This is a genomic window from Bacillus sp. RSS_NA_20, assembly GCF_020165915.1.
Taxonomy (GTDB): Bacteria; Bacillota; Bacilli; order Bacillales; family Bacillaceae; genus Bacillus; species Bacillus altitudinis.
In genome coordinates this window covers 1822640-1847574 of the sequence record NZ_JAIUKW010000005.1, presented here as the reverse complement: position 1 = coordinate 1847574, position 24935 = coordinate 1822640, and the positions used below count along the sequence as shown (strand labels likewise).

Below are 24935 nucleotides of genomic sequence, written 5' to 3'. Positions count from 1 at the left end.
AATTTGTAACACAATATATCATATACCTGTTTGTTGATGAAAACAATAAATATTGAGTATTTGCTCGTAAGTTGGAGGAAAAAGGAGGGATCGGTACATATCAGGCCGTTAACTGAAAATTTTAAATAAATCTTATGCAATACAAACACATTGTAAACTTTTTATTTTATAAAGTTTGCACTATAATAAATAAGGTGTAAATTTTCTGAAAATATATATCCGACTAATTGGAGGTGTCTCATTTGCTGAAACTAGAGAATGTATCTAAGACGTATAAAGGCGGAAAAAAAGCTGTCAAAAATATTGATTTAGAAATAGCAAAAGGAGAATTTATTTGTTTTATTGGACCGAGTGGCTGTGGAAAAACGACAACCATGAAGATGATTAACCGACTGATTGAACCTTCCTCAGGAAACATATTGATCGAGGGAGAAAACATTATGAAAAAAGATCCAGTCCAATTAAGAAGAGAAATTGGTTATGTGATTCAGCAAATTGGACTTTTCCCTCATATGACCATCGCACAAAACATTTCCCTTGTGCCGAAGCTGTTGAAGTGGCCGGAAGAAAAACGAAAAGAACGAGCGCGTGAATTGCTCAAACTCGTCGACATGGGGCCGGAATACTTAGAGCGTTACCCGCATGAACTCAGTGGAGGACAGCAGCAGCGTATCGGCGTTCTTCGCGCACTCGCAGCAGAACCCCCTTTAATCCTGATGGATGAACCATTTGGAGCACTTGACCCGATCACAAGAGATTCATTGCAGGAAGAATTTAAGAAACTGCAAAAAACGTTAAATAAAACAATCGTATTCGTCACACATGACATGGATGAAGCGATTAAACTTGCAGACCGCATTGTCATTTTAAAAGATGGAGAGATTGTCCAAGTGGGCACGCCAGATGATATTTTACGTAACCCTGTGAACGAATTCGTAGAAGAATTCATCGGGAAAGAACGTCTGCTTCAGTCAAATCCGAATATGGAACGTGTGGAACAAATGATGAACACATCTCCAGTCACAATTACCGTCGAAAAAACATTGACAGATGCCATCTTTATTATGAGAGAAAAGCGGGTTGATTCCCTGCTTGTCGTTGATGAAAATCATGTGCTGAAAGGCTATATCGACATTGAAACCATCGATGCAAACCGCAGAAAAGCAGCCTTCGTTGGCGATATTTTAAATACAGAATTTTATACAGTACAAGAAGGTGCGCTTCTTAGAGATACTGTCCGAAAGATCTTAATACGCGGCATTAAATATGTACCGGTTGTCGATGCAAAAGGGCACTTAAAAGGCATCGTCACACGTGCAAGTCTTGTAGATGTCGTATATGACTCTATTTGGGGAGAAGATACCCCGGAGGCTGTCACTGAAATGAACTAAGGGAGGTGTACACATGGATCAAATCATCGATTTTCTTGAGAAAAATGGTGGGGAACTCCTCACAAAAATGTGGGAGCATTTATACATTTCTTTAATTGCCGTTGTGTTAGGCATTATCGTGGCCGTTCCTTTAGGCGTCATTCTTACACGAATGAAAAGAGGCGCCGGTTTTGTCATCGGCGTCGTGAATATCTTTCAAACACTCCCTAGTTTAGCGATTCTTGCATTTTTTATTCCTATTTTGGGAGTTGGAAAAATACCTGCGATCGTTGCTCTATTTTTCTATTCCGTTTTGCCTATTTTAAGAAATACGTATGCCGGTGTTCAAGGTGTGAACAAAAACTTGCTTGAATCTGGTAAAGGGATTGGCATGACGACATGGGAACAAATTCGTCTTGTTGAACTGCCGCTTGCTGTTCCGGTCATTATGGCAGGGGTCAGAACCTCAACGATTTATTTAATTGGGTGGACAACACTTGCTGCTTTTATCGGTGGAGGCGGTCTTGGTGACTACATTTTAATTGGGCTTCAGCTTTACCAGCCGGAATACATTATTGCGGGTGCGATCCCTGTCACTATTTTAGCAGTCATCATTGACCTTACATTGATGAAGCTTGAGAAAAAAGTAACACCAGAAGGCTTAAAAGGATTGAAGGAAGTTTCATAAGGAGTTGGCTCATGTGAAGAATCGAAAAACAAAATGGATCAGTGCACTGCTTGCCGGATGCTTGCTATTCATAAGTGGCTGTTCACTTCCTGGACTAGCCGGCTCCTCAGGGGGCACGCTGCGAATCGGTGCACAAAACTTTACAGAATCAGAAATTATGGCCTATATGGTGGGAGACATCATTGAGCATTACACAGATAAAAAGACAACCATTGTGAAGAATTTAGGCTCAAATACGGTGCAGCAGAAAGCAATGGAAAACGGGGATGTCGACATTTCGGCAACACGATATACAGGCACGGATTTAACAAGTACGCTAGGAATGGATGCAGAAAAAGATCCAAAGCGTGCAATGGAAATCGTCCAGAAAGAATTCAAAAAACGCTATGATTACAAATGGTTTGATTCCTATGGGTTTGATAATACGTATGCCTTTGCTGTGACGCAGAAGATGGCGAAGGAAAACAACCTAGAAACAGTCTCTGATTTAAAAAAGAATGCCAAAAATTATCGCTTCGGTGTAGATAATATTTGGCTGAAAAAGAAAGGTGACGGTTACGAAGGGTTTGTGAAAACATACGGAATTGAATTTGGAAGCACTTTTCCGATGCAGATCGGTCTAGTCTATGACGCATTGAAAAATGAAAAAATGGATATTGTGCTTGCCTATTCAACAGATGGCCGGATCAAAGCGTATAATCTCAAAATCTTAAAAGATGATAAACGATTCTTCCCACCATACGATGCATCACCAGTTGTCCCTGAGAAGGTATTAAAAGAAAATCCAGGACTGGACAAGGTGATCAACAGGTTGATTGGAAAAATCGATACCGAACAAATGCAAGAGCTCAATTATCAAGTCGATGGAGAACTAAAAGAACCAGCGACTGTTGCGAGAGATTTTTTAAAGAAACACAATTACTTTGAGTAAGATTGGGAGGTGTCAGAGCTGATGGACACACTGCAGCAATTATGGGCGTATTATCAACAGAACGGTTCATATGTGTTAGAAGAATTTTACCGGCATTTCCTCATGTCAGCGTATGGGGTATTATTTGCGGCAATTGTCGGAATACCAGTCGGCATCTTTGTGGCGCATTACCGCAAACTGAGCAATTGGGTGTTCGCAATAACCAATGTCATTCAAACCATTCCAGCGTTAGCGATGCTTTCTGTGTTGATGCTTGTATTAGGACTTGGCGCAAATACAGTCATCTTATCACTCTTTTTGTATTCGCTTCTGCCGATTATCCGTAACACGTACACAGGTATTGTCAGCATTGAGCATGCCTATTTAGAATCGGGGAAAGCGATGGGTATGACGAAATGGCAAGTGCTGAGAATGGTTGAATTACCGCTTGCTTTATCTGTCATTATGGCTGGTTTAAGAACCGCACTTGTGATCGCAATCGGTATTACAGCGATTGGGACATTTGTTGGTGCAGGAGGACTTGGTGATATCATCATCAGAGGATCAAACGCGACAAACGGAACAGCCATTATTTTAGCAGGTGCTATTCCAACTGCGCTCATGGCCATTATTGCCGACCTTGTCATGGGCTGGCTTGAACGCTATTTAAGCCCAACCAACAAGAAAAAAGAAAGCAAGGCGTTAGCTGAAAAAAACATGACATCCGCATAAATGCTTGAAAAGACAAAACCTCCTCTACATCTGTAGGGGAGGTTTTTTTATCATGATTAGGCGGCTCACATCAGGAGACATTTATGATTCAAGTGTGATCCATTCAGAGGACCACTTCGCAATTTCCTCAAAAACGGGTGCAAGTGAGCGCCCCATATCAGTTAATGAATACTCAATACGCACGGGTGTTTCAGCAAAAACCTCCCGTTTTACAATGCCTGCTGCTTCCAGCTCTTTTAATCTCTCAGATAAAACCCTTCCGCTTAAATTGGTCAGAGCTGCTTCGATTTCACTAAAGCGCTGTGAACCTGAGAGAAGCTGAAAAACAATCAGTGCCACCCAGCGTTTACTTAATAACTCAACTGCTTTTTCAAACCGCGGGCACATATCAGATTGATTCATCTTTCTTCACTCCAATCTGAACCCATTATACCGTAATTCTGTCAAAAATCGGCGCAAAAAGCTTATCAATGATCAAAACATTTTACGATGACGAACGGCTGTTTAGTAAAAATAACAAATAGCGGTTTAAATCTTCTATTTCATGTTTAGAAAGGGTGGACCATATGTCCCCATTAAATATTTCAAGATCATCAAGTTCATATTGCTCTGCTGCTTCTTTTATTTGGGTAAAAGCCGTTTCTTCTTCCTTTATGACATAGGCAGAAGACGCTTCTTCAATATACCCTGCAGCCTGCATCATGTCCTCATAAGGTACTTTTAATGCACCTGCTAGTTTTTTAATTGTAGGAGGTTTCGGAATGCCGCGTTTCCCGTTTTCAATCCGAGAAATACCAGCAGCGCTGACCTCTGAATACATCGCTAATTGGTTCACCGATAGTTTCCTTTTCTCACGTAATGCTCTTAAATATGCACCGAAGTTCATCAACTCAAAACCTCACATGGTTAAAGATTAGTTATCTCTAGTGTACTCGATTTGTTGACTATTGGCAATAAGTGCACCATGAAAATATTGACATTAGTTAATGGTGGATGTATCTTATGTTTATGCCCCGCTATTTGTTCGCCTTTTTTTGGTTAATGAGCGTGAGAAAGTATTGATTCAGCTGGCTGATGTCTTGTGCGGTGAGTGTTTCCCATTGGTCTCCATCGAAAATAGGGAGATGTTCTACATCCTTTTGAAGCGCCGTTTGATAGATTTTTAATATGGACTCATATTTCGGTTTCATTTCATGCACTTTTTCCTGTTCAATATAACCGGCAAGCAACATTAAATCCTCATAAGGCACCTTCAAAGCGCGTGCTAATTTTTTTATGGTTAAAGGCTTTGGCACACCACGCTTTCCATTCTCAATCCGAGAAATACCGGCAGCGCTTACGCCTGAATACATGGCGAGTTGATTGACAGACATCTTTCTATTCTCTCTTAAAATGCGTAATTGTTCACCAAAGTGATTCATGTCATCGAACCTCACATTTCAGTATATGACTTATTTTAGTATGATCATTGACTAAAGGAAATAGAAAGGGCGTAAAAGTGTTGACATAAGTTAATGAATCCGGGAGATATGAGAGTCCTACATGTTGTACATATTGATCCTATAGGAGGTTGTAATGATGGTCGAAAAGATTCAGATCAGGCGGGCATTTGTGATGCAGTATATGATCGAAAACGATATGTCTTTAAATCAGCTCGCAGATGAAATTGGCATCTCTCCTGCCACACTCAGCAGGGTATTGAATGGTCACCGGAAGCCAGGACAGCTTGTCATTGGCAAAATGATTCATTACTTTGATAAAAAATTTGAAGATTTATTTTACTATGAAGATGTTGACAAAAGTCAATAAATGAAATCATCGTATGATCATTAAGGAGGCGGCTTCATTGAAAAGAACTGGAATGGTAAGACACATTGATTCGCTTGGCAGAATTGTTCTGCCTTCAGAAATGCGAAAGGTACTCAATATAAAAGAAGAGCAGCTGTTAGAAATTTTCATCGAAGATCAAACCATTATGCTGAAAAAATATGATGCAGATAAGAGCTGCTTATTAACTGGCCAAATAACGAAATACAACAAAAGCTATGGAAACGGTAACGTCGTGCTGAGTCCTGAAGGAGCTGAACGGTTGTTAGTAGAATTAAAACAGCTCTTAAAAGAAGAAGCAACTCGCTAAAAACGTTTTTTAACCTCAAAAATTGCATATAAAAAATGCTGCATACAATCCATTGGAGCGAAATTGAATCAAAATGACAAATAAAGTCGACAATATATAGGAAATCTTTATTTTGATGTTTCGTGACATGCACCTTGTTTTCATGTAAAATAAAGTTATGTGTACCAGTTTGTCTGGAGGTGTTTTCATGCACGCATTTGTTATCACATTACTCGTAATTGTCAGTATCGCACTTATCATCGTTGTATTATTACAATCAAGTAAAAGTGCAGGACTGTCAGGCGCTATTTCAGGTGGAGCCGAGCAGCTTTTCGGTAAGCAAAAAGCGAGAGGTCTTGACTTGATTCTTCACCGATTAACTGTCATTTTGTCAGTGCTTTTCTTCATCTTAACACTTGCATTGGCATATTTAGGCGTGTAGGCGCGAGTAACAGAAGGTCTGATCTTTTTTCAGACCTTTTTTTATTATCCGCACTCTTTTGTGTTTGTTTCATACATACAAGTGGAAAATATAAACCATATCAGAAGGAAAGGAAGTCACATCATGAAAGTTGTTACACCAAAACCATTTACGTTTAAAGGTGGAGAAAAGGCGGTGCTTCTTCTTCACGGTTTTACTGGGAATACAGCCGATGTTCGTATGCTTGGGCGTTATTTGAATGAAAGAGGCTATACATGCCATGCACCTCAATACAAAGGACACGGTGTACCGCCAGAGGAGCTTGTTCATACAGGTCCTACAGATTGGTGGAAAGATGTAGAAGAAGGCTATCAATTTTTAAAAGACGAAGGCTATGAGGAAATTGCGGTCTGCGGACTATCCCTCGGAGGAGTTTTTTCATTGAAATTAGGTTACACTGTACCTGTAAAGGGAATTGTACCTATGTGTGCACCTATGTACATAAAAAGTGAAGAAGTCATGTACCAGGGTGTACTAGATTATGCCCGTAACTATAAAAAATTCGAGGGTAAGTCAGAGGATCAAATTGAGCAAGAGATGGAAGAGTTCAAGAAAACACCAATGGGTACGCTCAAAGGCCTTCAAGAACTCATTGCAGATGTCAGAAACAATGTTGACATGATTTATTCACCTACTTTTGTTGTTCAGGCACGTCATGATCATATGATTAATACAGACAGTGCAAACATTATTTATAACGAAGTAGAGACAGATGAAAAACATTTAAAGTGGTATGAAGAATCGGGCCATGTTATCACGCTTGATAAAGAGCGAGAGAAGGTTCATCAGGATGTATATGCATTCTTAGAATCACTCGATTGGTCAATTTAAATATATAGGGGGTTAGAGTGTGCAAAAAGAAGAATTTATGGATGAATTACTTGCGTTTATGCAAGAAGAGGCGTACAAACCATTAACGGTACAGGAATTAGAAGTCATGATGGAAATTACCAATCCAGATGATTATAAAGAGCTCGTCAAAGCACTTGTGATATTAGAGGATCAGGGACTTATCGTCCGTACCCGCAGCGACCGCTATGGTGTACCGGAAAAAATGAACTTGGTAAAAGGAAAGCTTTCTGCGCATGCAAAAGGATTTGCATTTGTGACACCAGAAGAGTTTGGACAGGATGATATTTTCATTCCGCCAAATGAGCTAGGCACAGCAATGAATGGCGACACCGTCATGGTTCGTGTCAGCCACAAATCAAATGGCACCAAAAAAGAAGGAACGGTCATCCGCATTCTGGAGCGTAATACTCAGACGGTTGTCGGTACCTATACAGAAACGAAAAGTTTTGGTTTTGTCATTCCTGATGATAAAAAAATCACAAACGATATCTTCATTCCAAAATCCGCTAAAAACGGAGCGGTTGAAGGTCATAAAGTCGTTGTCACGCTGACAAGCTACCCTGAAGGAAGAATGAGTGCAGAGGGTGAAGTGACTGAAATCCTTGGTCACAAAAATGACCCTGGCATCGATATTTTGTCGATTATTCATAAACACGGTCTACCAGGTGAGTTTCCGGAAGAAGCGCTCCAGCAGGCAGCAGACACACCTGAAACGATCGATGAAAAGGACCTTGAAGGTAGACGTGATCTGCGCAATGAAACGATCGTGACGATTGACGGTGCAGATGCAAAGGACTTGGACGATGCGGTTACTGTGCAAAAGCTGGATGATGGTAAATACAAACTGGGTGTGCATATTGCGGATGTCTCTCATTATGTAACGGAAAACTCTCCGATTGATCAGGAAGCCTATGAGCGTGGAACGAGTGTGTATCTTGTCGACCGCGTCATTCCAATGATTCCTCATCGCCTGTCAAATGGCATTTGCTCGTTGAATCCGAAGGTTGATCGTCTCACACTCTCTTGTGAAATGATCATTGATCGAAGTGGGAAAGTCGTCAAACACGAAATTTTCCAAAGTGTGATCAAAACGACGGAAAGAATGACCTATTCCGATGTGAATAAGATTTTAGTTGACCAAGATGAAGAGCTTTTAGACAAATACGAGCCGTTAGTACCAATGTTCCAAGAGATGGAGAAGCTTGCAGAAATTCTGCGTGACAAGCGAATGGAGCGTGGAGCAGTCGACTTTGACTTCAAGGAAGCAAAAGTGCTTGTAGATGATGAAGGCGCAGCGAAAGACGTAGTTATTCGTGAGCGTTCTGTTGCCGAAAAATTAATTGAAGAATTCATGCTGGTGGCAAACGAAACAGTTGCCGAGCATTTCCACTGGATGAATGTTCCGTTCATTTACCGAATTCACGAAGAACCAAATCCTGAGAAACTTCAGCGCTTTTTAGAGTTCGTGACGACGTTTGGTTACATTGTCAAAGGAACGTCAACGAATATTCATCCGCGTGCACTTCAAAGTGTACTTGATGCCGTCCGTGATCAGCCGGAAGAAGTCGTCATTCAAACTGTGATGCTTCGCTCAATGAAACAGGCGAAGTATGATCCAGAAAGCATTGGACATTTTGGATTATCTACCGAATTTTATACACACTTCACATCGCCGATCCGCCGTTACCCTGACTTAATCGTGCATAGGCTTATCAGAACCTATTTAATAGAGAAAAAGACAGACGAAGCGACCCTTGAAAAGTGGGGTCAACTGCTGCCAGAAATCGCAGATCATGCATCTACAATGGAGCGCCGCTCTGTTGATGCTGAGCGCGAAACAGATGACCTGAAAAAGGCAGAGTATATGCTTGATAAAATCGGTGAAGAGTTTGATGGTATGATTAGTTCCGTCACGAATTTCGGACTATTCGTTGAACTGCCGAATACGATAGAAGGCCTTGTCCATGTGAGCTACATGACAGACGATTACTATCGTTTTGATGAACAGCACTTTGCCATGATCGGTGAGCGGACAGGGAATGTCTACCGTATCGGTGACGAAATCACTGTCAAAGTGGTGAGTGTGAATAAAGATGAGCATTCCATTGATTTTGAAATCGTCGGGATGAAAGGCACTCGCCGTAAATCACCAAAAGACTTCAAGTTCAAAAAACGGACAGATCCACCAGCCAAAAAAGGACGCGGAGGTCAAAAGGCCTCTGGGGAAAAAGGCAAAGAGGATAAAGGCGGCGACTGGTTTACAGGTCGTAAAAAGAAGAAAAAGAAAAAACGCGTATTTGATAACGCACCGAAACAAAAGCGCAAAAAGAAAAAGTAACGTGACAAAAAGCAAATAGGGCATCACGCTCTATTTGCTTTTTGACCAAGTGGCAGCAGCATTGTCGAAAGCTGGATTGTTTGATAAAATAATCCGTACGATTTGGACCGTGTCTGTGTCAAAAGGAGGGTGTACGCCAATGCCAAAGGGAGAGGGAAAGGTTGTTTCCCAAAACAAAAAAGCCAATCATGATTATTTTATAGAAGAAACATACGAAGCCGGCCTTGTATTACAAGGAACTGAAATCAAATCCATTCGAGCAGGAAAAGTGAATTTAAAAGATTCCTTTGCCAAAATCGAACGAGGAGAAGTGTTTCTTCACAATATGCACGTGAGCCCATACGAGCAGGGGAACCGTTATAACCATGATCCGCTCAGAACGAGAAAGCTGCTGCTTCACCGCAAACAAATCAGTAAATTGATTGGTGCGACAAAGGAAGAGGGCTACTCACTTGTTCCCATTAAACTCTATTTGAAAAATGGCTTTGCCAAAGTGCTAATTGGAGTCGGTAAAGGGAAGAAGAAATATGATAAACGTGAAGATCTGAAGAAAAAAGATGCGAAACGTGAAATCGAGCGAGCTTTCCGTGACCGGCAAAAGCAATTCTAGACGCATGCAGATGGCTTGCTGAGAGCGGAAGCATTATGCTACAATATGTTATGCAGTAAACAATCATCGTCGTTTTTTACAGAAACCACCAGTTGTTTCGAGCGATGAGATTGTTATAATAGTCATATACGGAAGCAGTTAAGCTAAAGAACGTTTCCATCCCGTATATCCCTTTTACAAGGGGACGTTACGGATTCGACAGGGATGGTTCGAGCTTAGGCTGCGAGCCGAGAGGCGATCTCGTTAACACGCACCTAAATGTAACTGGCAAAACTAAAAGTTTTAACCAAAACTTAGCACTAGCTGCCTAATAAGCGCAGCGAGCTCTTCCTGACATCGCCTATGTGTCTGTGAGGAGCCCAATGAAGTAGGCTACGCTTACGTTTTCGTCTGAGGACGTAAGAAGAGATCCATCAGACTAGCTCTCCAAGCGCCCGTCAGCAGGCATGAGGATGAGCGAACACGTAAATATGTTGACTACGCTCGTAGACGCTTAAGTAATCGATGTCTCTGGACGTGGGTTCGACTCCCACCGTCTCCATCAAAACTTTTAGAATTCAGTCGTATCAAGGGTTTGAAAGCCCTTGATGCGGGGCTGGCATCTTTAAAAAATGAATGGTTATATGAAATGACGCTATCACAGCGTCATTTTTCTTTGCTATTAGAAACTTAAACAATCTGAATTTTAAACAAAACTGGATGTTATCATACAGACAAAATACGTTCTTATTATTTTTATTTCAAGTCGGCTAGAACGGTGGTTTTTTTATGTTAAGTATGATAAATTGTTGTATCATAGAAGTATAGATGAAAACATTTTGGATAAACGAATTTCTAGTGAGTCGTCTTTTTAGACGAATCTTTTTTTTGAATAAAAACACGTTTTTGTTATAATATTTATTGTTTTTTAAATCATATTAAGTGATGAAAAGATCAAACATTGTTGTTTATATAAAATTTGGAAGAGGGATCTTATGTTATTTACTATTGTTATTCCTTATAAGGATACCAATAAAAAGTATACTGATAACTGCATGAAAAGTTTAGATGATCAAATTTTTAAAGATTTCGAAGTCCTTTTGGTCCATCAAGATAGTCAACACCTAGAAGAAATTTTAGCGCCTTATACTTTTAATTATAGAACAATCAATATGGGACCTCATACAAATGCAGGCATTAGTAGAAATAAAGGCATAGAAGAAGCTCAAGGAGAGTACATCTTATTTTTAGATGCTGATGATTTCTTACATCCCAATGCGCTGATATATGCAAAGCAAATCATTGATCAAGAACAATTGAATGTTTTTAAGCTGAAAGTGAAAAAGACAATTGTAGACAGAAATACAACATTAAAGGAAAAGAAGCAGGCTTTGTATCAGCATGATACGTTGGATAACTTAAGTCATGTTTTGAAAAAATTAAATGTTGATGCAAATGAAAACGAAGTCATGCAGATGCTTTTTGAGGAGAATGTTGTATCAGCTCATTATCATGAAATTGCAAAAGAAAAGTTCTTTAAGAAGATTTCTTATCAATTAAAATCACATGGGTTCGTTGTTCAAAAGAAATATTTGTTGAACAATCAAATACAGTTTGATGAAAGCGCACCATTGTATAGTGATATTCCGTTCTTAATGAAAATTTATCAAGATGCATTCTCTATTTTGGAAACATCAATTTGTCTATACTATAAGCTGATCCATAACGATCCTATCAATTTCCCTTCACTTTCCCAGGAAGAACAGGATCATCGATTTGAAGAAATGTTCCGAACATTAAGCAAATCAATCGAACAATGTGACGATTTGGCTTTAGTGAAACAAGTGAAGCTTGAAGCGATCAGCCAATATTTATATAAGGTTGTAAAAAGCCCAGTGTTTAAAGAGGGCATTCAACGTTTAACGCCTATTTATCAGTCCTGTCAAACCATTTTGAATGCAGAGTCAAATCCAATCAAATTGAAGAAAAGACATTTAAAAGAAATTAATGCAATTAAGGTCGGGAATTATCATAAGGCATATCGTCTAAGTAAAAAGAGAGTTCTCTATTATAATCTGTATCAGGGCATAAAACCGAAAAAGAAGAGAGCAAGACAAAGAATCGTTCAACAATTGTTCTTCTCAAGATTGCCTATTAAACCTAACACCATTGTCTATGAAAGCTTTTTAGGAAGAAACTATTCGGATAGCCCTAAGGCTATATTTAAATATCTTCTTGAGCATGAGCCAAATCAATGGAAGCATGTTTGGATTCTGAATGATAAAGAAATGGTGGCAAATGAAGAAGAATTTCAGCACAAGAACGTTAAAGTAATTAAGCGATTTAGCTGGAGCTATTTTTACTATGTCACAGTGGCAAAATATTTTGTTTTAAACATGAGACAGCCCAAGTCACTTTATAAAAAAGATGAACAAATTATCTTATCTACATGGCATGGTACACCACTTAAGAAATTAGTATTTGATATGGATAATGTAGTATCTGCAAATCCAGATTACAAAAAAGAATTTTATTTACAATCTCGAAAATGGGATTACCTAATTGCAGCAAACCCATATTCTGAAAAAATCTTCGAAAGTGCATTTATGTATCCGAAAGAAAAAATATTAACATATGGCTATCCAAGAAATGATATTCTGAAAAACTTTACAGATGCAGATAAAGTGAAGATTAAATCGAAGCTTGGTATACCTGCTGATAAAAAAGTCATTTTATATGCTCCAACATGGAGAGATGATGAATTTCATAAAGCGGGGCAATACAAATTTAATCTCACTTTAGATTTAAATTTGTTAAAAGAAAAGTTAGGCGAAGAATATGTCATCATTTTACGAATGCATTATTTCATTTCAGATAATATTGATTTAACAGGGTTTGAAGGGTTTGCCTTTGACTATTCTAAATATAATGATATCAATGACTTATATATTTCAAGTGACATCCTTATCACGGATTACTCGTCTGTATTCTTTGATTTTGCAAACCTAAGGCAGCCGATTCTTTTCTTTACGTATGATATTGATAAATACAAAGATGTGCTGAGAGGTTTTTATATTGATGTCGAAAAAGATCTGCCAGGTCCGTTATTGTATACGTCTGAAGAAGTGCTTCATAGCATTCAGAACATTGAAAGCGTAAAAGATGCTTACAAGGAAAAATACGATGTATTCCATGAAAGATTCTGTTCACTAGAAGATGGAAAAGCAAGTGAACGAGTGGTGAAGGAAGTATTTACTCGTAATCATTAAAGTTATACCTCTACTTGCGATGGTACAAGTAGAGGTTTTTTCTATTAGTAAGTCAAGCGTTCCTCTGAAAAGACTGCATCATTCTAACAAACAAAGGACAAACCACAATCACCGCCATCATCAACAAAAGCCCATCAGGCATAATCTCCACAAATGTTGTCTGAATCACATAAACCGCAATCAGCAGCAAATAACCCATTAAAAATAACAGCCCAGATCGTTTCTTCTGAAATGGCTTTTCTAAAAGAATCAGCATAAACAAACCTGCCATGATGATCAAAAAAGTCATCTTCTATCAAGCCTCCTTTTCATTCATCTCCACATTGTACAGATATTTCACTTGCTACAATATGCTTTATCCTTAAATTAAGTAAGAAGTAATGAATAGATGGGGCGCCACGACTAGTAAAATGACAAACGCTTTCCAAAAAACCGTCAACCAAATCAAAATCACATCTTCCCATTTGAGACGTCCTCATATATAGTAAGATTAGACTAGTTCTAAATAACTGAAATTGGGGCGTTTACATGGATTCGATTGTTTTACATTTTATTGTGATCATGAGTGTTTCTGGCATTCTGTCCGTAATATTATCAATCATTGCTCATGCAAATCGCCATCGGTATATTGGCTGTCAATTGTTTATGTATATGTCTGGAGCAACTGCGATTTATATTTTTGGACATACATTTGAATTATTGGCGCGCACCCCTCAAGAAATTACATTCTGGGTTAGTTTTCAATACATAGGTCTTCCGTTTATTGCACCGTTCAGCCTGATGATTGTGCTGCAGTTTACTGGTTTCCATCAATATGTAACAAAGCGCCGCGTGATTCTCTTCTTGCTGATTCCAATTTTAACCACCATTCTGGTGTTCACCAACTCTTTTCATTCACTCTTTTACCGAAGCATCACGATGAATACAGTAGACGGGTTTTTATTAGCTGATTTTACCATTGGTTATTGGTATATCATTCATGGGGTCTATACATTTGGCTGTTCTATGCTCGCTATTTTTATGCTGCTTTGGTTTTTACGTGTGAAGAGAGAATATTTGAAACAGGTTCTGATCTTGCTCGTTGGAATATTATTGCCGATCACGACCTCTTTTATCTATTTATTAGGTGTCACGCCTTTTCACATTGACCCAGTACCAGTGGTGATGTTTTTAACCAACGCACTCTACTTATGGGCGATTATGTCTTTTCATCTCTTTAAGCTCTCTCCCATTGCCATGGAGCGTGTGTTTGAACATATGTCAGAAGGTGTTCTTCTATTGGATCGATACCGAACACTGATTGATTATAACCCTGCGGCTGCATTGATCATTCCTGTGCTCGCTAAAAAGGGAATCGGCTATAAAATCGATGATATATTCTCAGGGATCATCAAAGAGCCAGCGTTTATACAGTGGCTACGTTCTCCGCAGGATCATTCACAGTATGATTTAATGTGGGAAAAAGAGCAGCCCTTCTATTATCATCTCACTGCTTCTTCTCTTTTTAATAGAAGAGGCGAAGTCGAGGGCAGGCAAATTGTGATCAGCGATGTTACGGAGCAGCGACTATTGCAGGAAGAGCTGGAGCGCCGAGCATATATTGATGGTTTGACGAATATCTTCAATCGATCTTCTTTTATTGAACGAACGCAGATGTTATTGGAAGAGGATGCGCAGGATACTGCGATATTGCTATTTGATATTGATTTCTTTAAACAAATCAATGATACGCACGGACATCATATTGGAGACGAGGCGTTGCGTCATGTTGTGTCCATTTGTCAGCAGCATTTGAAGATGGATGATTTATTTGGCCGATATGGTGGAGAAGAGTTCGCCATTTGTCTCCCGCATCATTCATTTGAAGAGGCATGTCATATTGCGGAACAGATGAGACATTCATTTGAAGTGAGTTTCTTTCAGACAGATGAGAAGAAAGTAAGAGTGACAGCAAGCTTTGGCGTCGCCCATACAGCGAATGATCCCTCTATATTAGAAACGCTTCTATTTGAGGCAGATCAAGCCTTGTATATGTCAAAACGCCAAGGACGTAATCGGATTTATGCATCAACTGGTTCGGGCTATATGCTATACCAAAAGCAGGATCTTCCCCCTGCTTCTCATTGACTGTTGTCCTTCATTTAGATATGATAAACATAACATTTGAACGGTTTCCTAAAGGGGAGTAGCTTTTACGGTTTGGTCGTCATTACAGAAACATCCGTTGTTTCTCGGCCATTCCGGCATGAACATGTTAGCCAGACCTTTGCCTATCACACATGAGGCAAAGGTCTGGCTTTTTTTAAGATCTTTTTGCATCTGTGTGGTTGGGAGCTGGACAAGTGAGGGGTTTCAACATAGCAGATGAAAGGATGATGGATCTTGAAACAATATGTGATGGCGTTTCTATTTACCGGTACGTTTTTGTTAAGTGGATGTTCAGGACTGTTAGACCAAGTAAACGATACAACGACATATGTCACAGAGACAAATGAGTATGTGACAGATATTCAGCAATTCACAGAGGATTTTCCACAGCTTGCGGAAGAAGCTGTACAAGATGCTGCCAAAAGAGCAGATTTGACGCAGCAACTGGAATCATTGAAAGCAGACATTCAAGAATTTAATGAACTCACAGCCCCATCAATAGCAGAAGACCTGCATGCACAAATCATAGAGAAAAATAAAGTGCTGTCAGAGGAGATTCAAACCTATTTACAGCAATTGAAAATGGACAACTTCAATGCTGCAGATCAACAAGGGCTCATGAAGCAGCTTCAGCAATCGGTCAGCCTTTTGCAAGATATTGAACAACTAACAAACTAGGGTAAGTAAACGGTGATCACAGCATATCTTTGCCTTTTCAGGTGAAGATATGCTTTAATTGAATGTAACACAAGTATGATAGAAAAAAGGTGATCAGATGACAGAACATGAAGAAAGACATATCGCTTCGCCTAGAGCTGAGAAGGAAAAAGAGCAATTAATCAATCGCTTAAAACGAGTGGAAGGTCAAGTGCGAGGGATTCAGCAAATGATTGAAAACGATCGTTACTGCATAGATGTCGTGAATCAAATTTCTGCTGTCAATGCAGCTTTAAAAAAAGTGAGTCTTCAATTAATGGAAAAGCATACACATCACTGCGTAGCGGATGCCATTAAGAGCGGTAATGGGGATGAAGCCATTGAGGAGTTAATGAATGTCTTCACGAAGCTGACAAAATCGTAGCAAAAAGCGGATCATTTATGTTTACAATGATACCCTACTAGGGTATAGTAAAATTAGAAAATGATTGATGGAGGCGATGAGAAGTGGAACAAGCAACACTACAAGTGCAAGGCATGTCTTGCGGACATTGTGTGAAAGCAGTCGAAGGAAATGTAGGAGAATTAGCAGGTGTTGAATCTGTGAAAGTCCATTTAGATAAGGGTCAGGTGGAGGTTTCCTTTCACCCAGATCAAATCACGTTACACCAGATCTCTGATGTCATTGAAGAACAGGGATATGATGTCGTATAAAATGAGCATACGTGCTGCATAAGACAGCACGTATTTTTTTAAAAATAACAATACCCCCATGGAGTATGTGGAGAGGTGAGATAAATGAAAAAAGAAATTGATTTTCAAATTACGGGAATGACTTGCGCCGCCTGTGCAGGCCGCATTGAAAAGGGCTTGAACAGGTTGGAAGGTGTGGACGACGCCAGTGTGAACTTTGCGCTTGAAACATCCCACATTGTGTATGAAACAGAACAACTCACAGCAGAGGATCTAAAACAAAAAATTCAATCTCTTGGCTATGATGTGGTGATGGAGCAAGCCGAATTTGATATAGAGGGAATGACATGTGCGGCTTGTGCAAACCGAATTGAGAAAAAAGTCAACCGGATGGATGGTATTGATCAAGGATCAGTGAACTTTGCGCTTGAGTCACTTCAGGTGACATATCATCCAGGGAAAATATCTCCAAGTGACATAAAAGAGGCTGTGAAATCCATTGGGTATTCATTAATCGAACCAGCCGAAGAGCATGCAGAGGAAGGAAAAAAAGACCATCGCCAAGTAGCGATTGAGAAACAAACGGCACGCTTTTTGTTCTCGATGATTTTGTCATTGCCTCTTCTTTGGGCAATGGTCAGTCATTTTTCTTTCACATCGTTTATTTGGTTGCCAGAAGCGTTTATGAATCCATGGGTTCAGCTCGCATTAGCAGCGCCCGTCCAGTTCATTGTCGGCTGGCCTTTTTATGTAGGTGCTTATAAAGCGTTGAAAAATAAAAGTGCCAATATGGATGTCCTTGTGGCACTAGGGACATCGGCTGCTTTTTTCTATAGTTTATATGAAAGTATTCAATCAGCGGTTCAAGGCACACATGAAGCGGCCCTCTATTATGAAACGAGTGCTGTGCTGATTACGTTGATTGTGCTCGGAAAGTTAATGGAAGCAAGAGCGAAAGGGAGATCATCAGAAGCGATTCAAAAACTGATGGGCTTACAAGCGAAAGAAGCTGTGATAGAGCGAGATGGGAAAGAAATGACCGTTCCTATTTCTGAAGTGAAAGTGAATGATCTTGTGTTCGTCAAGCCAGGTGAAAAAGTCCCGGTAGACGGAGAAATCATCGAAGGAACAACAGCGATCGACGAATCGATGATTACAGGAGAAAGTCTGCCAGTTGATAAAACCATAGGAGATACAGTCATCGGGGCAACCATCAATAAAAATGGATTTGTGAAAGTGAAAGCAACAAAAGTAGGAAAAGAAACGGCTCTTTCACAAATCATTCGAGTCGTCGAACAAGCGCAAGGCTCAAAAGCACCAATTCAAAGAATGGCAGATCAAATTTCAGGGATATTTGTCCCCATTGTTGTAGGATTGGCTGTGCTCACTTTTCTGATTTGGTATATCTTTGTTGATCCAGGAAATGTGACAGCAGCCCTTGAAACCTTTATAGCAGTCATCGTCATCGCATGTCCTTGTGCGCTTGGCCTTGCTACACCGACCTCTATTATGGCAGGCAGCGGCCGGGCAGCTGAATCAGGTATTCTGTTTAAAGGCGGAGAACACTTAGAGGTAACCCAATCACTAGATACAGTAGTGCTAGATAAAACAGGGACTGTGACAAAAGGGGAGCCGAGTCTTACAGATGTGATCGCGTCTGCCAATGCCAATTGGACAGAAGATACGCTGCTTCAGTTAGCAGGATCGGCAGAACAGCAGTCAGAGCATCCACTTGCCAGAGCGATCACAGAAGGCATGAAGAACCGGGGTCTCCAAGCGGTTGAGGTAGAAGCTTTTCAAGCAGATCCTGGTCATGGAATTGAAGCAAGAGCTGCAGGACATGAGCTTTTGATTGGCACACGGAAACTCCTAAAGAAACATCATATCAGCTGCGAAGCACTAGAAGCAGTTGTGACTGAGCTCGAAGAACAAGGAAAAACGGCGATGCTCATTGCCATTGATGGCGAGCCAGCAGGTATTGTCGCCGTTGCTGATACAATCAAATCGTCTTCTTCTCAAGCGGTCGCTCGTCTCAAAGAGCAAGGGATGCACGTCGTGATGATGACAGGAGATAACAAACGCACAGCAGAAGCGATTGCGAGTGAGGCAGGCATAGATCATGTCATCGCTGAAGTTCTTCCAGAGGAAAAAGCGGCTCATATTGCAGCGCTTCAGAAACAAGGAAAAAAAGTGGCGATGGTTGGAGACGGCATCAATGATGCCCCTGCCCTTGCAACAGCAAATATCGGGATGGCTGTCGGAACAGGTACAGATGTTGCCATGGAAGCGGCAGATATTACGCTCATGACAGGAGATCTCCATGCCATTGCAGATGCACTTGAATTTAGCAGAAAAACGATGAGAAACATTAAACAGAATCTATTTTGGGCACTTGCTTACAATTGTATTGGCATACCAGTCGCCGCATTTGGGTTCCTGGCACCATGGCTTGCAGGAGCGGCAATGGCCTTTAGTTCTGTATCGGTTGTGCTGAACGCACTAAGATTACAGCGATTGAAACCTGTCAGAGAGGGTGTGGCAAAATGAAGCTGAATGTCAAATGGGTGTGGACGTTGAGTGCTGTGATTTATGTAGCCTTTGTACTGATAGGCTATGCGATTTATGTCGAACTTTCTCCTCTTCAAGAGCCGCCAGCTGATCATATGCAACATGAGACTTCATCAGAAGCGAAGTCCTCGCATTCGGTGTCAGTCCTGCACTTTGGTGCTCGCCCTTTCTAGACTTCAATGGATTTCTATCACAAAGAGCTAACATAAAGTTCATTTTAGCTCTTCTCAACAACCTGAGACTTCGCCAAAAGCGAAGTCTTTTTTTAACAATTTTGTGGAAAAACCCACCTTTTAAAAGATTTTTCATAAAAAATTCACTTCTTTTTGTTCCTTTTTGTCGTTTTTTGTAGGTTCATCGTTAAGATGCGATTAGGCAACAAAGAAAGCGTTATCAAAAAAAGGGGGTCCACGTATGAAAAAGTTAGGGTTAGCTTCTCAAATACTCATCGCACTTGTTTTGGGTGTTGTCGTAGGAGCACTATTTTATCAAAATGAAACCGTTATTAATGTGTTAACGCCGATTGGCGATATATTCATCCACTTAATTAAAATGATCGTTCTTCCAATTGTTATTGCTGCATTGATTGTAGCCGTTGCAGGTGTAGGCGATATGAAAACCATCGGAAGACTCGGTGGGAAAACGATTCTTTACTTCGAAATTGTGACAACGATTGCATTAGCAGTTGGACTGCTTGCAGCAAACGTTTTCCATCCTGGTACAGGAATTGACATGAGTAACATGGAGAAAGGCGATATCTCTAAATATGAAGAGACATCTAAGTCTTCTGCCGAAAAAGCTAGTTTCTCTGAAACGATTGTGCATCTTGTGCCAACAAACGTGTTCCAATCCATTGCAGAAGGTGATCTATTACCAACAATCTTCTTTACAGTGTTATTCGGATTAGGAATTGCAGCAGTTGGAGACAAAGGAAAACCAGTGTTAGGATTTTTTGAGGGCATCCTCGAAGCGATGTTCTGGGTGACCAATAAAGTGATGAAGTTTGCACCATTTGGTGTATTCGCGCTCATCAGTGTGACGGTGATCAAATTCGGGGTCGGAGCGCTTCTCCCGCTAGGTAAACTGGTACTTGTCGTTTACGGCACAATGGCATTCTTCGTTATTGTCGTACTTGGCATTATCGCAAAATTAGCTGGAACAAGCGTCTTTACACTATTTAGAGTGTTAAAAGAAGAAATCATTCTTGCATTCTCAACAGCAAGTTCAGAAGCTGTACTGCCTAGACTTATGGATAAAATGGAGAAGTTCGGCTGCCCGAAAGCGATCACGTCGTTCGTTATCCCAACAGGCTATACCTTTAACTTAGATGGAAGTGCCATCTATCAATCCATTGCCGCCATATTTGTTGCACAAATGTACGGCATGCCTCTTTCCATCTATGAGCAAATTACGTTACTATTAATCTTAATGCTCACATCAAAAGGAATGGCTGGTGTACCAGGTGCATCGATCGTTGTTGTCATCACAACACTTGGAGCAATGGGACTTCCGCTTGAAGGACTTGCCTTCATCGTTGGGATCGACCGTATCCTTGACATGGTTCGTACAACTGTTAACGTATTTGGTAACTCACTTGCAGCCATTGTCATGTCTAAGTGGGAAAAAGTGTTTGATCAAGAGAAATCGAAGAAGTATATTGAGGAATTAAAACAACAAACAAAAGCAGCGTAAAAGGAGATCTTTTCAAATGACGAAGCTACAGGACAAGCAAGTTCGTATCGAACGAGACTTTCTAGGTGAAAAGGAAGTAGACACTCAAGCGTATTATGGAATTCAAACATTACGTGCAGTAGAGAACTTTCCAATTACTGGCTACCATGTTCATGAGGAACTCATCAAAGCATTAGGGATTGTCAAAAAGGCAGCCGCACTTGCAAATATGGATACAAAGCGACTATATGCTGGTCTTGGAGAAAAAATTGTTCAAGCCGCAGATGAGGTTATTGAAGGAAAATGGAACAATCAATTTATTGTCGATCCAATTCAAGGCGGAGCTGGCACTTCAATGAATATGAATGCCAATGAAGTCATTGCAAACAGAGCGCTTGAACTACTAGGAAAGGAAAAAGGCGCTTATACTGAGCTAAGTCCAAACACGCATGTGAACATGTCGCAGTCAACAAACGACGTTTTCCCAACAGCGATTCATATTTCAACATTGAATATGATTGAAAAACTACTTTATACGATGGAAAACATGCATCAAGTCATGACAGAAAAAGCGCAAGAATTCGATCATGTCATCAAAATGGGACGTACGCATCTTCAGGACGCTGTTCCAATCAGACTTGGTCAAGAGTTTAGTGCATATGCAAAGGTTCTTGCTCGTGATATTAAACGAATCAAGCAGTCTAGACAGCATTTATATGAAGTCAATATGGGCGCAACAGCAGTTGGAACAGGACTGAATGCTGATCCTAAATATATTCGCCAGGTCGTTGGTTATCTAGCTGACATTAGCGGATTGCCGTTAGTTGGAGCAGAAGATTTGGTCGATGCTACGCAAAATACAGACGCTTATACAGAAGTATCAGCTGCACTGAAAGTATGTATGATGAATATGTCCAAAATGGCAAACGATATTCGTTTGATGGCTTCAGGTCCTAGAGCAGGCTTTGGTGAGCTGCACTTGCCGCCGAGACAGCCAGGTTCATCTATCATGCCAGGGAAAGTTAACCCAGTGATGCCTGAGGTCATGAACCAAGTGGCATTCCAAGTCATTGGAAATGACCACACGATCTGTCTTGCATCAGAGGCTGGTCAGCTTGAACTGAACGTCATGGAGCCAGTTTTAATATTCAACTTACTACAGTCTCTCAGCATGATGAAAAATGTATTTGAATCCTTTGTCGATAACTGCTTGCGTGACCTAAAAGCAGATGAATCTAGATTAAAAGAATATGTAGAAAAGAGTGCCGGTGTCATGACGGCGGTCAATCCGCATATTGGTTATGAAGCTGCTGCACGAATTGCGAGAGAAGCGATACTTACAGGCGTATCTGTACGTGAGCTTTGTCTGCAAAATGATGTGTTATCAGAGGAAGAGCTTGATATCATCTTAAATCCTTTTGAAATGACGAAACCAGGTATTGCTGGCGCATCACTTTTAGAAAAGGATCGTTTAGAAGATTAAGCGGCATCATGAGAAGCGCACACCGACAAATGTCTGGTGTGCGTTTTTTCATGGACTGTTTGTTTTTCTGAAGCTCACATAGTATACTATCGTCAATTATTAGGGATGTGACTGCGTTTGAATCTACTGAAAAAATGGTTGAATACAGAGCCTTATTTAATTATCATGCTCATTGTTCTGACTCCGATTGGGGGAGAGCTGAAATTTTATCCATTTGAGGATAGCTTTCGTGTCAGCTTTGGAACCGTTGTCTTTTTCTTTATCCTGCTTCAAATGAAAAAATTCCCGGCATGGGCAAGCGGCATCATTGCGGGGGGATCCGTGTTTGCATTCCGGGTGCTTCTTGATACTGCTGTGTCAGGCCACCTAGCGCTGGAAGAGGCCGTTTCTTTAAGATTTCCTTCCCTGCTGTATTACGTCGTCTATGGTACGCTTTTTTATGTATTACAGGTCAGACGTTTCCGTGATAAGCCTTGGCTCATTGGGGCGACAGGGATTATCATGGAACTATGTGCAAGTGTAGTCGAAATGATTGCACTCAGGGGAGCCATTGATGAAATTTTAACAGTGAGAACGCTGTTTCAACTATTTGTATTGGCGATTTTCAGAAGCTTTTTCGTATTGGCTTGTTATACGATGATTCGATTATACGAAGAACAGGCGAGAGAGCGCCAAATGAAGAAGGAAAAGGAACACCTGTTGATGCTGCTGTCGAATCTTTATACGGAATCTACATATTTTTATAAAACCCTTGCACATGCTGAGCACATTACAGCTACTTCCTATCAATTGTATCAATCACTGCATCATGCAAAGGATACGGAATCATTAGATTTAAAAAAACTCGGAAAAACAGCTTTGCAAATTGCAGGTGAGGTACACGAAATCAAAAAGGATAATCAGCGAATTTTTTCTGCCTTATCAAAACTGATTCATGAGGAAAACTTTCAGGAGTATGCAAGTCCTGCTCATATCGCTGGACTTGTGATTCGTATCCATGAAAATTATACGGAATCTCTTAAAAAACACATCGTTTTTCATTATGATGAAGAAGGACAGCACCCTGCTTATCATGTGTATACCATTCTATCTTTATTAAATAACATTGTATCCAATGCCGTTGAAGCCATTCCGGTGAATGGAGAGGTATCACTATCCATTTTGCGGAAAGAAAATGATGTGATTTTTCAAATCAGTGACAACGGGCCAGGCATTAAAGAGCGTAACCATCATGTGATCTTTAAACCGGGCTTCACTTTAAAATACGACCAAGCCGGGAACCCATCAAGCGGTATCGGTCTTTCCTATGTGAAAGACACAGCCGAGAAGCTTGGCGGAAGTGTTGAAATGAAGAGTATCCCAAATCAACAAACGATGTTCACTTTAACGATACCAATTGATCAAGTCAGCAGAAAAGAGGGGAATGGGAGATGAGATTTTTTATTGTTGATGATGATGAAGCCGTTCGTTCTTCACTGGCACAGCTCATTGAAGATGAAGAGCTTGGCATTGTGGCAGGGGAAGCAGAGGATGGTGCTGAAGTAACAGCGAGCTACTTAAATGATTTGCATATTGATATCTTGTGTATTGATCTTCTGATGCCGGAAAGGGACGGTCTTGAGACGATTCGAGCGATCAAGGATGAATTTCATGGGAAATATTTAATGCTGTCACAGGTAGAAACAAAGGAACTCATCGGCCAGGCATATACGCTCGGTGTCGAGTATTATGTGACAAAGCCGATCAATCGGGTAGAGGTCTTAAGTGTGCTCCACCTCATGATTGAACGTCTGCATTTAGAGCACTCAATTGAAAATATTCAGCATTCGCTCAAATCGGTCATGCAGTTCCAGCAGCGCGGACAGACCACGAAAACGAAGCAGCGTGGGAAAAGTCTTGCAGAGGCAGGTCAGTTTTTGTTGGCGGAGCTTGGGATTGTCGGCGAAAAAGGGTCTAAGGATTTACTAGATATGATTCTTTTCACAGATCAGTATTTAGCGTTACATGCCGATCAGCACGACTCTTTTCCTTCATTAAAAGTAATTTTCACTGGCATCACAGAGGATAAATTAAACGAACCTTTTACATCAGCAGACATCGCAAGAGAAGCAAAAGCAGCGGAACAGCGGGTAAGACGTGCGATCAACCAATCATTGAAACACATCGCCTCGCTCGGGTTAACCGATTTTTCTCACCCAACCTTTGAAAACTATGCATCAAAATTTTTCGATTTTACCATTGTGCGTAAGAAAATGAGTGAACTCACAAAAGAGACAAGTGGAAGAGAAGAGCACACACGTATCAATGTGAAGAAATTTGTGCAGGTGCTCTATTACGAGGCGAAACGTATTTTCATGGAAGATTAAAAAA

General features: G+C 40.5%; 25 protein-coding genes and 1 other RNA gene. 22 read left to right on the top strand and 4 right to left on the bottom strand.

Annotated features, from left to right (window positions below; genetic code table 11):
• Positions 1 to 242 precede the first annotated feature (242 nt).
• From LCD32_RS15230 to LCD32_RS15215, 4 genes are read left to right on the top strand one after another with little or no spacing between them, the layout of a single operon-like run.
• Positions 243 to 1391, top strand: a complete 1149-nt coding sequence (locus LCD32_RS15230; RefSeq protein ID WP_017359222.1) for a betaine/proline/choline family ABC transporter ATP-binding protein — start codon at positions 243 to 245, stop codon at positions 1389 to 1391.
• A gap of 13 nt (positions 1392 to 1404) precedes the next feature.
• Positions 1405 to 2058, top strand: a complete 654-nt coding sequence (locus LCD32_RS15225) for an ABC transporter permease (RefSeq protein WP_008347681.1) — start codon at positions 1405 to 1407, stop codon at positions 2056 to 2058.
• 13 nt (positions 2059 to 2071) lie between these two features.
• The gene (locus LCD32_RS15220; RefSeq protein ID WP_060781422.1) at positions 2072 to 2989 is read left to right on the top strand and encodes an osmoprotectant ABC transporter substrate-binding protein; all 918 of its coding nucleotides are present in this window, start codon (positions 2072 to 2074) and stop codon (positions 2987 to 2989) included.
• Between the two features lie 21 nt (positions 2990 to 3010).
• Positions 3011 to 3700: an ABC transporter permease gene (locus tag LCD32_RS15215; protein WP_008347676.1), complete on the top strand. Its 690-nt coding sequence runs from the start codon at positions 3011 to 3013 to the stop codon at positions 3698 to 3700.
• Between the two features lie 81 nt (positions 3701 to 3781).
• On the opposite strand, the gene LCD32_RS15210 is transcribed toward LCD32_RS15215, so the two are convergent.
• The 3 genes from LCD32_RS15210 to LCD32_RS15200 all read right to left on the bottom strand — a co-directional run bounded on the left by LCD32_RS15210 (position 3782) and on the right by LCD32_RS15200 (position 5121).
• Complete coding sequence (locus LCD32_RS15210) at positions 3782 to 4102, bottom strand: winged helix-turn-helix transcriptional regulator (RefSeq protein WP_007500199.1); 321 nt, start codon at positions 4100 to 4102, stop codon at positions 3782 to 3784.
• 82 nt (positions 4103 to 4184) lie between these two features.
• Complete coding sequence (locus LCD32_RS15205) at positions 4185 to 4586, bottom strand: helix-turn-helix domain-containing protein (RefSeq protein ID WP_008347673.1); 402 nt, start codon at positions 4584 to 4586, stop codon at positions 4185 to 4187.
• A gap of 130 nt (positions 4587 to 4716) precedes the next feature.
• Complete coding sequence (locus LCD32_RS15200) at positions 4717 to 5121, bottom strand: helix-turn-helix domain-containing protein (RefSeq protein WP_007500204.1); 405 nt, start codon at positions 5119 to 5121, stop codon at positions 4717 to 4719.
• Between the two features lie 154 nt (positions 5122 to 5275).
• Between LCD32_RS15200 and LCD32_RS15195 the strand changes: the two genes are divergently transcribed.
• From LCD32_RS15195 to LCD32_RS15160, 8 genes are all read left to right on the top strand, one after another.
• On the top strand, positions 5276 to 5509 hold the full coding sequence (locus tag LCD32_RS15195; protein WP_008347669.1) for a helix-turn-helix domain-containing protein: 234 nt from the start codon (positions 5276 to 5278) through the stop codon (positions 5507 to 5509).
• 37 nt (positions 5510 to 5546) lie between these two features.
• Positions 5547 to 5837 carry an AbrB/MazE/SpoVT family DNA-binding domain-containing protein gene (locus LCD32_RS15190; protein ID WP_008347666.1) on the top strand — a complete coding sequence of 97 codons (291 nt, stop codon included), beginning with the start codon at positions 5547 to 5549 and terminating at the stop codon, positions 5835 to 5837.
• Positions 5838 to 6024: 187 nt separating this feature from the next.
• Positions 6025 to 6258: a preprotein translocase subunit SecG gene (gene secG, locus LCD32_RS15185; RefSeq protein ID WP_003212746.1), complete on the top strand. Its 234-nt coding sequence runs from the start codon at positions 6025 to 6027 to the stop codon at positions 6256 to 6258.
• Positions 6259 to 6381: 123 nt separating this feature from the next.
• Positions 6382 to 7128 (top strand): alpha/beta hydrolase, encoded by a 747-nt coding sequence (locus LCD32_RS15180; RefSeq protein ID WP_039963774.1) that lies wholly within the window; start codon positions 6382 to 6384, stop codon positions 7126 to 7128.
• A gap of 19 nt (positions 7129 to 7147) precedes the next feature.
• The gene (gene rnr / locus LCD32_RS15175; RefSeq protein WP_046527453.1) at positions 7148 to 9487 is read left to right on the top strand and encodes a ribonuclease R; all 2340 of its coding nucleotides are present in this window, start codon (positions 7148 to 7150) and stop codon (positions 9485 to 9487) included.
• 139 nt (positions 9488 to 9626) lie between these two features.
• Positions 9627 to 10097 (top strand): SsrA-binding protein SmpB, encoded by a 471-nt coding sequence (smpB, locus tag LCD32_RS15170; protein ID WP_008347658.1) that lies wholly within the window; start codon positions 9627 to 9629, stop codon positions 10095 to 10097.
• Positions 10098 to 10277: 180 nt separating this feature from the next.
• Positions 10278 to 10641: a transfer-messenger RNA gene (gene ssrA, locus LCD32_RS15165) on the top strand.
• Between the two features lie 430 nt (positions 10642 to 11071).
• Positions 11072 to 13345 (top strand): CDP-glycerol:glycerophosphate glycerophosphotransferase, encoded by a 2274-nt coding sequence (locus LCD32_RS15160; protein WP_224564135.1) that lies wholly within the window; start codon positions 11072 to 11074, stop codon positions 13343 to 13345.
• A gap of 52 nt (positions 13346 to 13397) precedes the next feature.
• On the opposite strand, the gene LCD32_RS15155 is transcribed toward LCD32_RS15160, so the two are convergent.
• Positions 13398 to 13634 carry a hypothetical protein gene (locus LCD32_RS15155; protein WP_212338603.1) on the bottom strand — a complete coding sequence of 79 codons (237 nt, stop codon included), beginning with the start codon at positions 13632 to 13634 and terminating at the stop codon, positions 13398 to 13400.
• 239 nt (positions 13635 to 13873) lie between these two features.
• Here LCD32_RS15155 and LCD32_RS15150 point away from each other — a divergent pair, with 239 nt between their 5' ends.
• The 10 genes from LCD32_RS15150 (at position 13874) to LCD32_RS15105 (ending at position 24931) form a co-directional block, all read left to right on the top strand.
• Entirely contained in the window at positions 13874 to 15472 is a 1599-nt protein-coding gene (locus LCD32_RS15150) for a histidine kinase N-terminal 7TM domain-containing protein (RefSeq protein WP_025207981.1), read from the top strand.
• 255 nt (positions 15473 to 15727) lie between these two features.
• Positions 15728 to 16171 (top strand): DUF6376 family protein, encoded by a 444-nt coding sequence (locus LCD32_RS15145; RefSeq protein WP_224564134.1) that lies wholly within the window; start codon positions 15728 to 15730, stop codon positions 16169 to 16171.
• 97 nt (positions 16172 to 16268) lie between these two features.
• Positions 16269 to 16574 (top strand): metal-sensing transcriptional repressor, encoded by a 306-nt coding sequence (locus LCD32_RS15140; RefSeq protein WP_017359234.1) that lies wholly within the window; start codon positions 16269 to 16271, stop codon positions 16572 to 16574.
• Positions 16575 to 16657: 83 nt separating this feature from the next.
• Positions 16658 to 16864 carry a copper chaperone CopZ gene (gene copZ / locus LCD32_RS15135; RefSeq protein ID WP_017368060.1) on the top strand — a complete coding sequence of 69 codons (207 nt, stop codon included), beginning with the start codon at positions 16658 to 16660 and terminating at the stop codon, positions 16862 to 16864.
• An 84-nt stretch (positions 16865 to 16948) separates the two neighbouring features.
• The gene (locus LCD32_RS15130) at positions 16949 to 19390 is read left to right on the top strand and encodes a heavy metal translocating P-type ATPase (RefSeq protein ID WP_224564132.1); all 2442 of its coding nucleotides are present in this window, start codon (positions 16949 to 16951) and stop codon (positions 19388 to 19390) included.
• Positions 19387 to 19584, top strand: coding sequence for a hypothetical protein (locus LCD32_RS15125; RefSeq protein WP_017359236.1), 198 nt, complete (start codon positions 19387 to 19389; stop codon positions 19582 to 19584). Before LCD32_RS15130 ends, LCD32_RS15125 begins: the two co-directional genes overlap by 4 nt.
• A gap of 241 nt (positions 19585 to 19825) precedes the next feature.
• Complete coding sequence (locus LCD32_RS15120) at positions 19826 to 21103, top strand: cation:dicarboxylate symporter family transporter (protein WP_007500222.1); 1278 nt, start codon at positions 19826 to 19828, stop codon at positions 21101 to 21103.
• Positions 21104 to 21119: 16 nt separating this feature from the next.
• On the top strand, positions 21120 to 22565 hold the full coding sequence (gene aspA / locus LCD32_RS15115) for an aspartate ammonia-lyase (RefSeq protein WP_007500224.1): 1446 nt from the start codon (positions 21120 to 21122) through the stop codon (positions 22563 to 22565).
• Between the two features lie 117 nt (positions 22566 to 22682).
• Positions 22683 to 23999, top strand: a complete 1317-nt coding sequence (locus tag LCD32_RS15110; RefSeq protein WP_048001827.1) for a sensor histidine kinase — start codon at positions 22683 to 22685, stop codon at positions 23997 to 23999.
• Positions 23996 to 24931 (top strand): response regulator, encoded by a 936-nt coding sequence (locus LCD32_RS15105; RefSeq protein ID WP_017359238.1) that lies wholly within the window; start codon positions 23996 to 23998, stop codon positions 24929 to 24931. The genes LCD32_RS15110 and LCD32_RS15105 overlap by 4 nt, the downstream gene beginning before the upstream one ends.
• Positions 24932 to 24935: the final 4 nt, after the last annotated feature.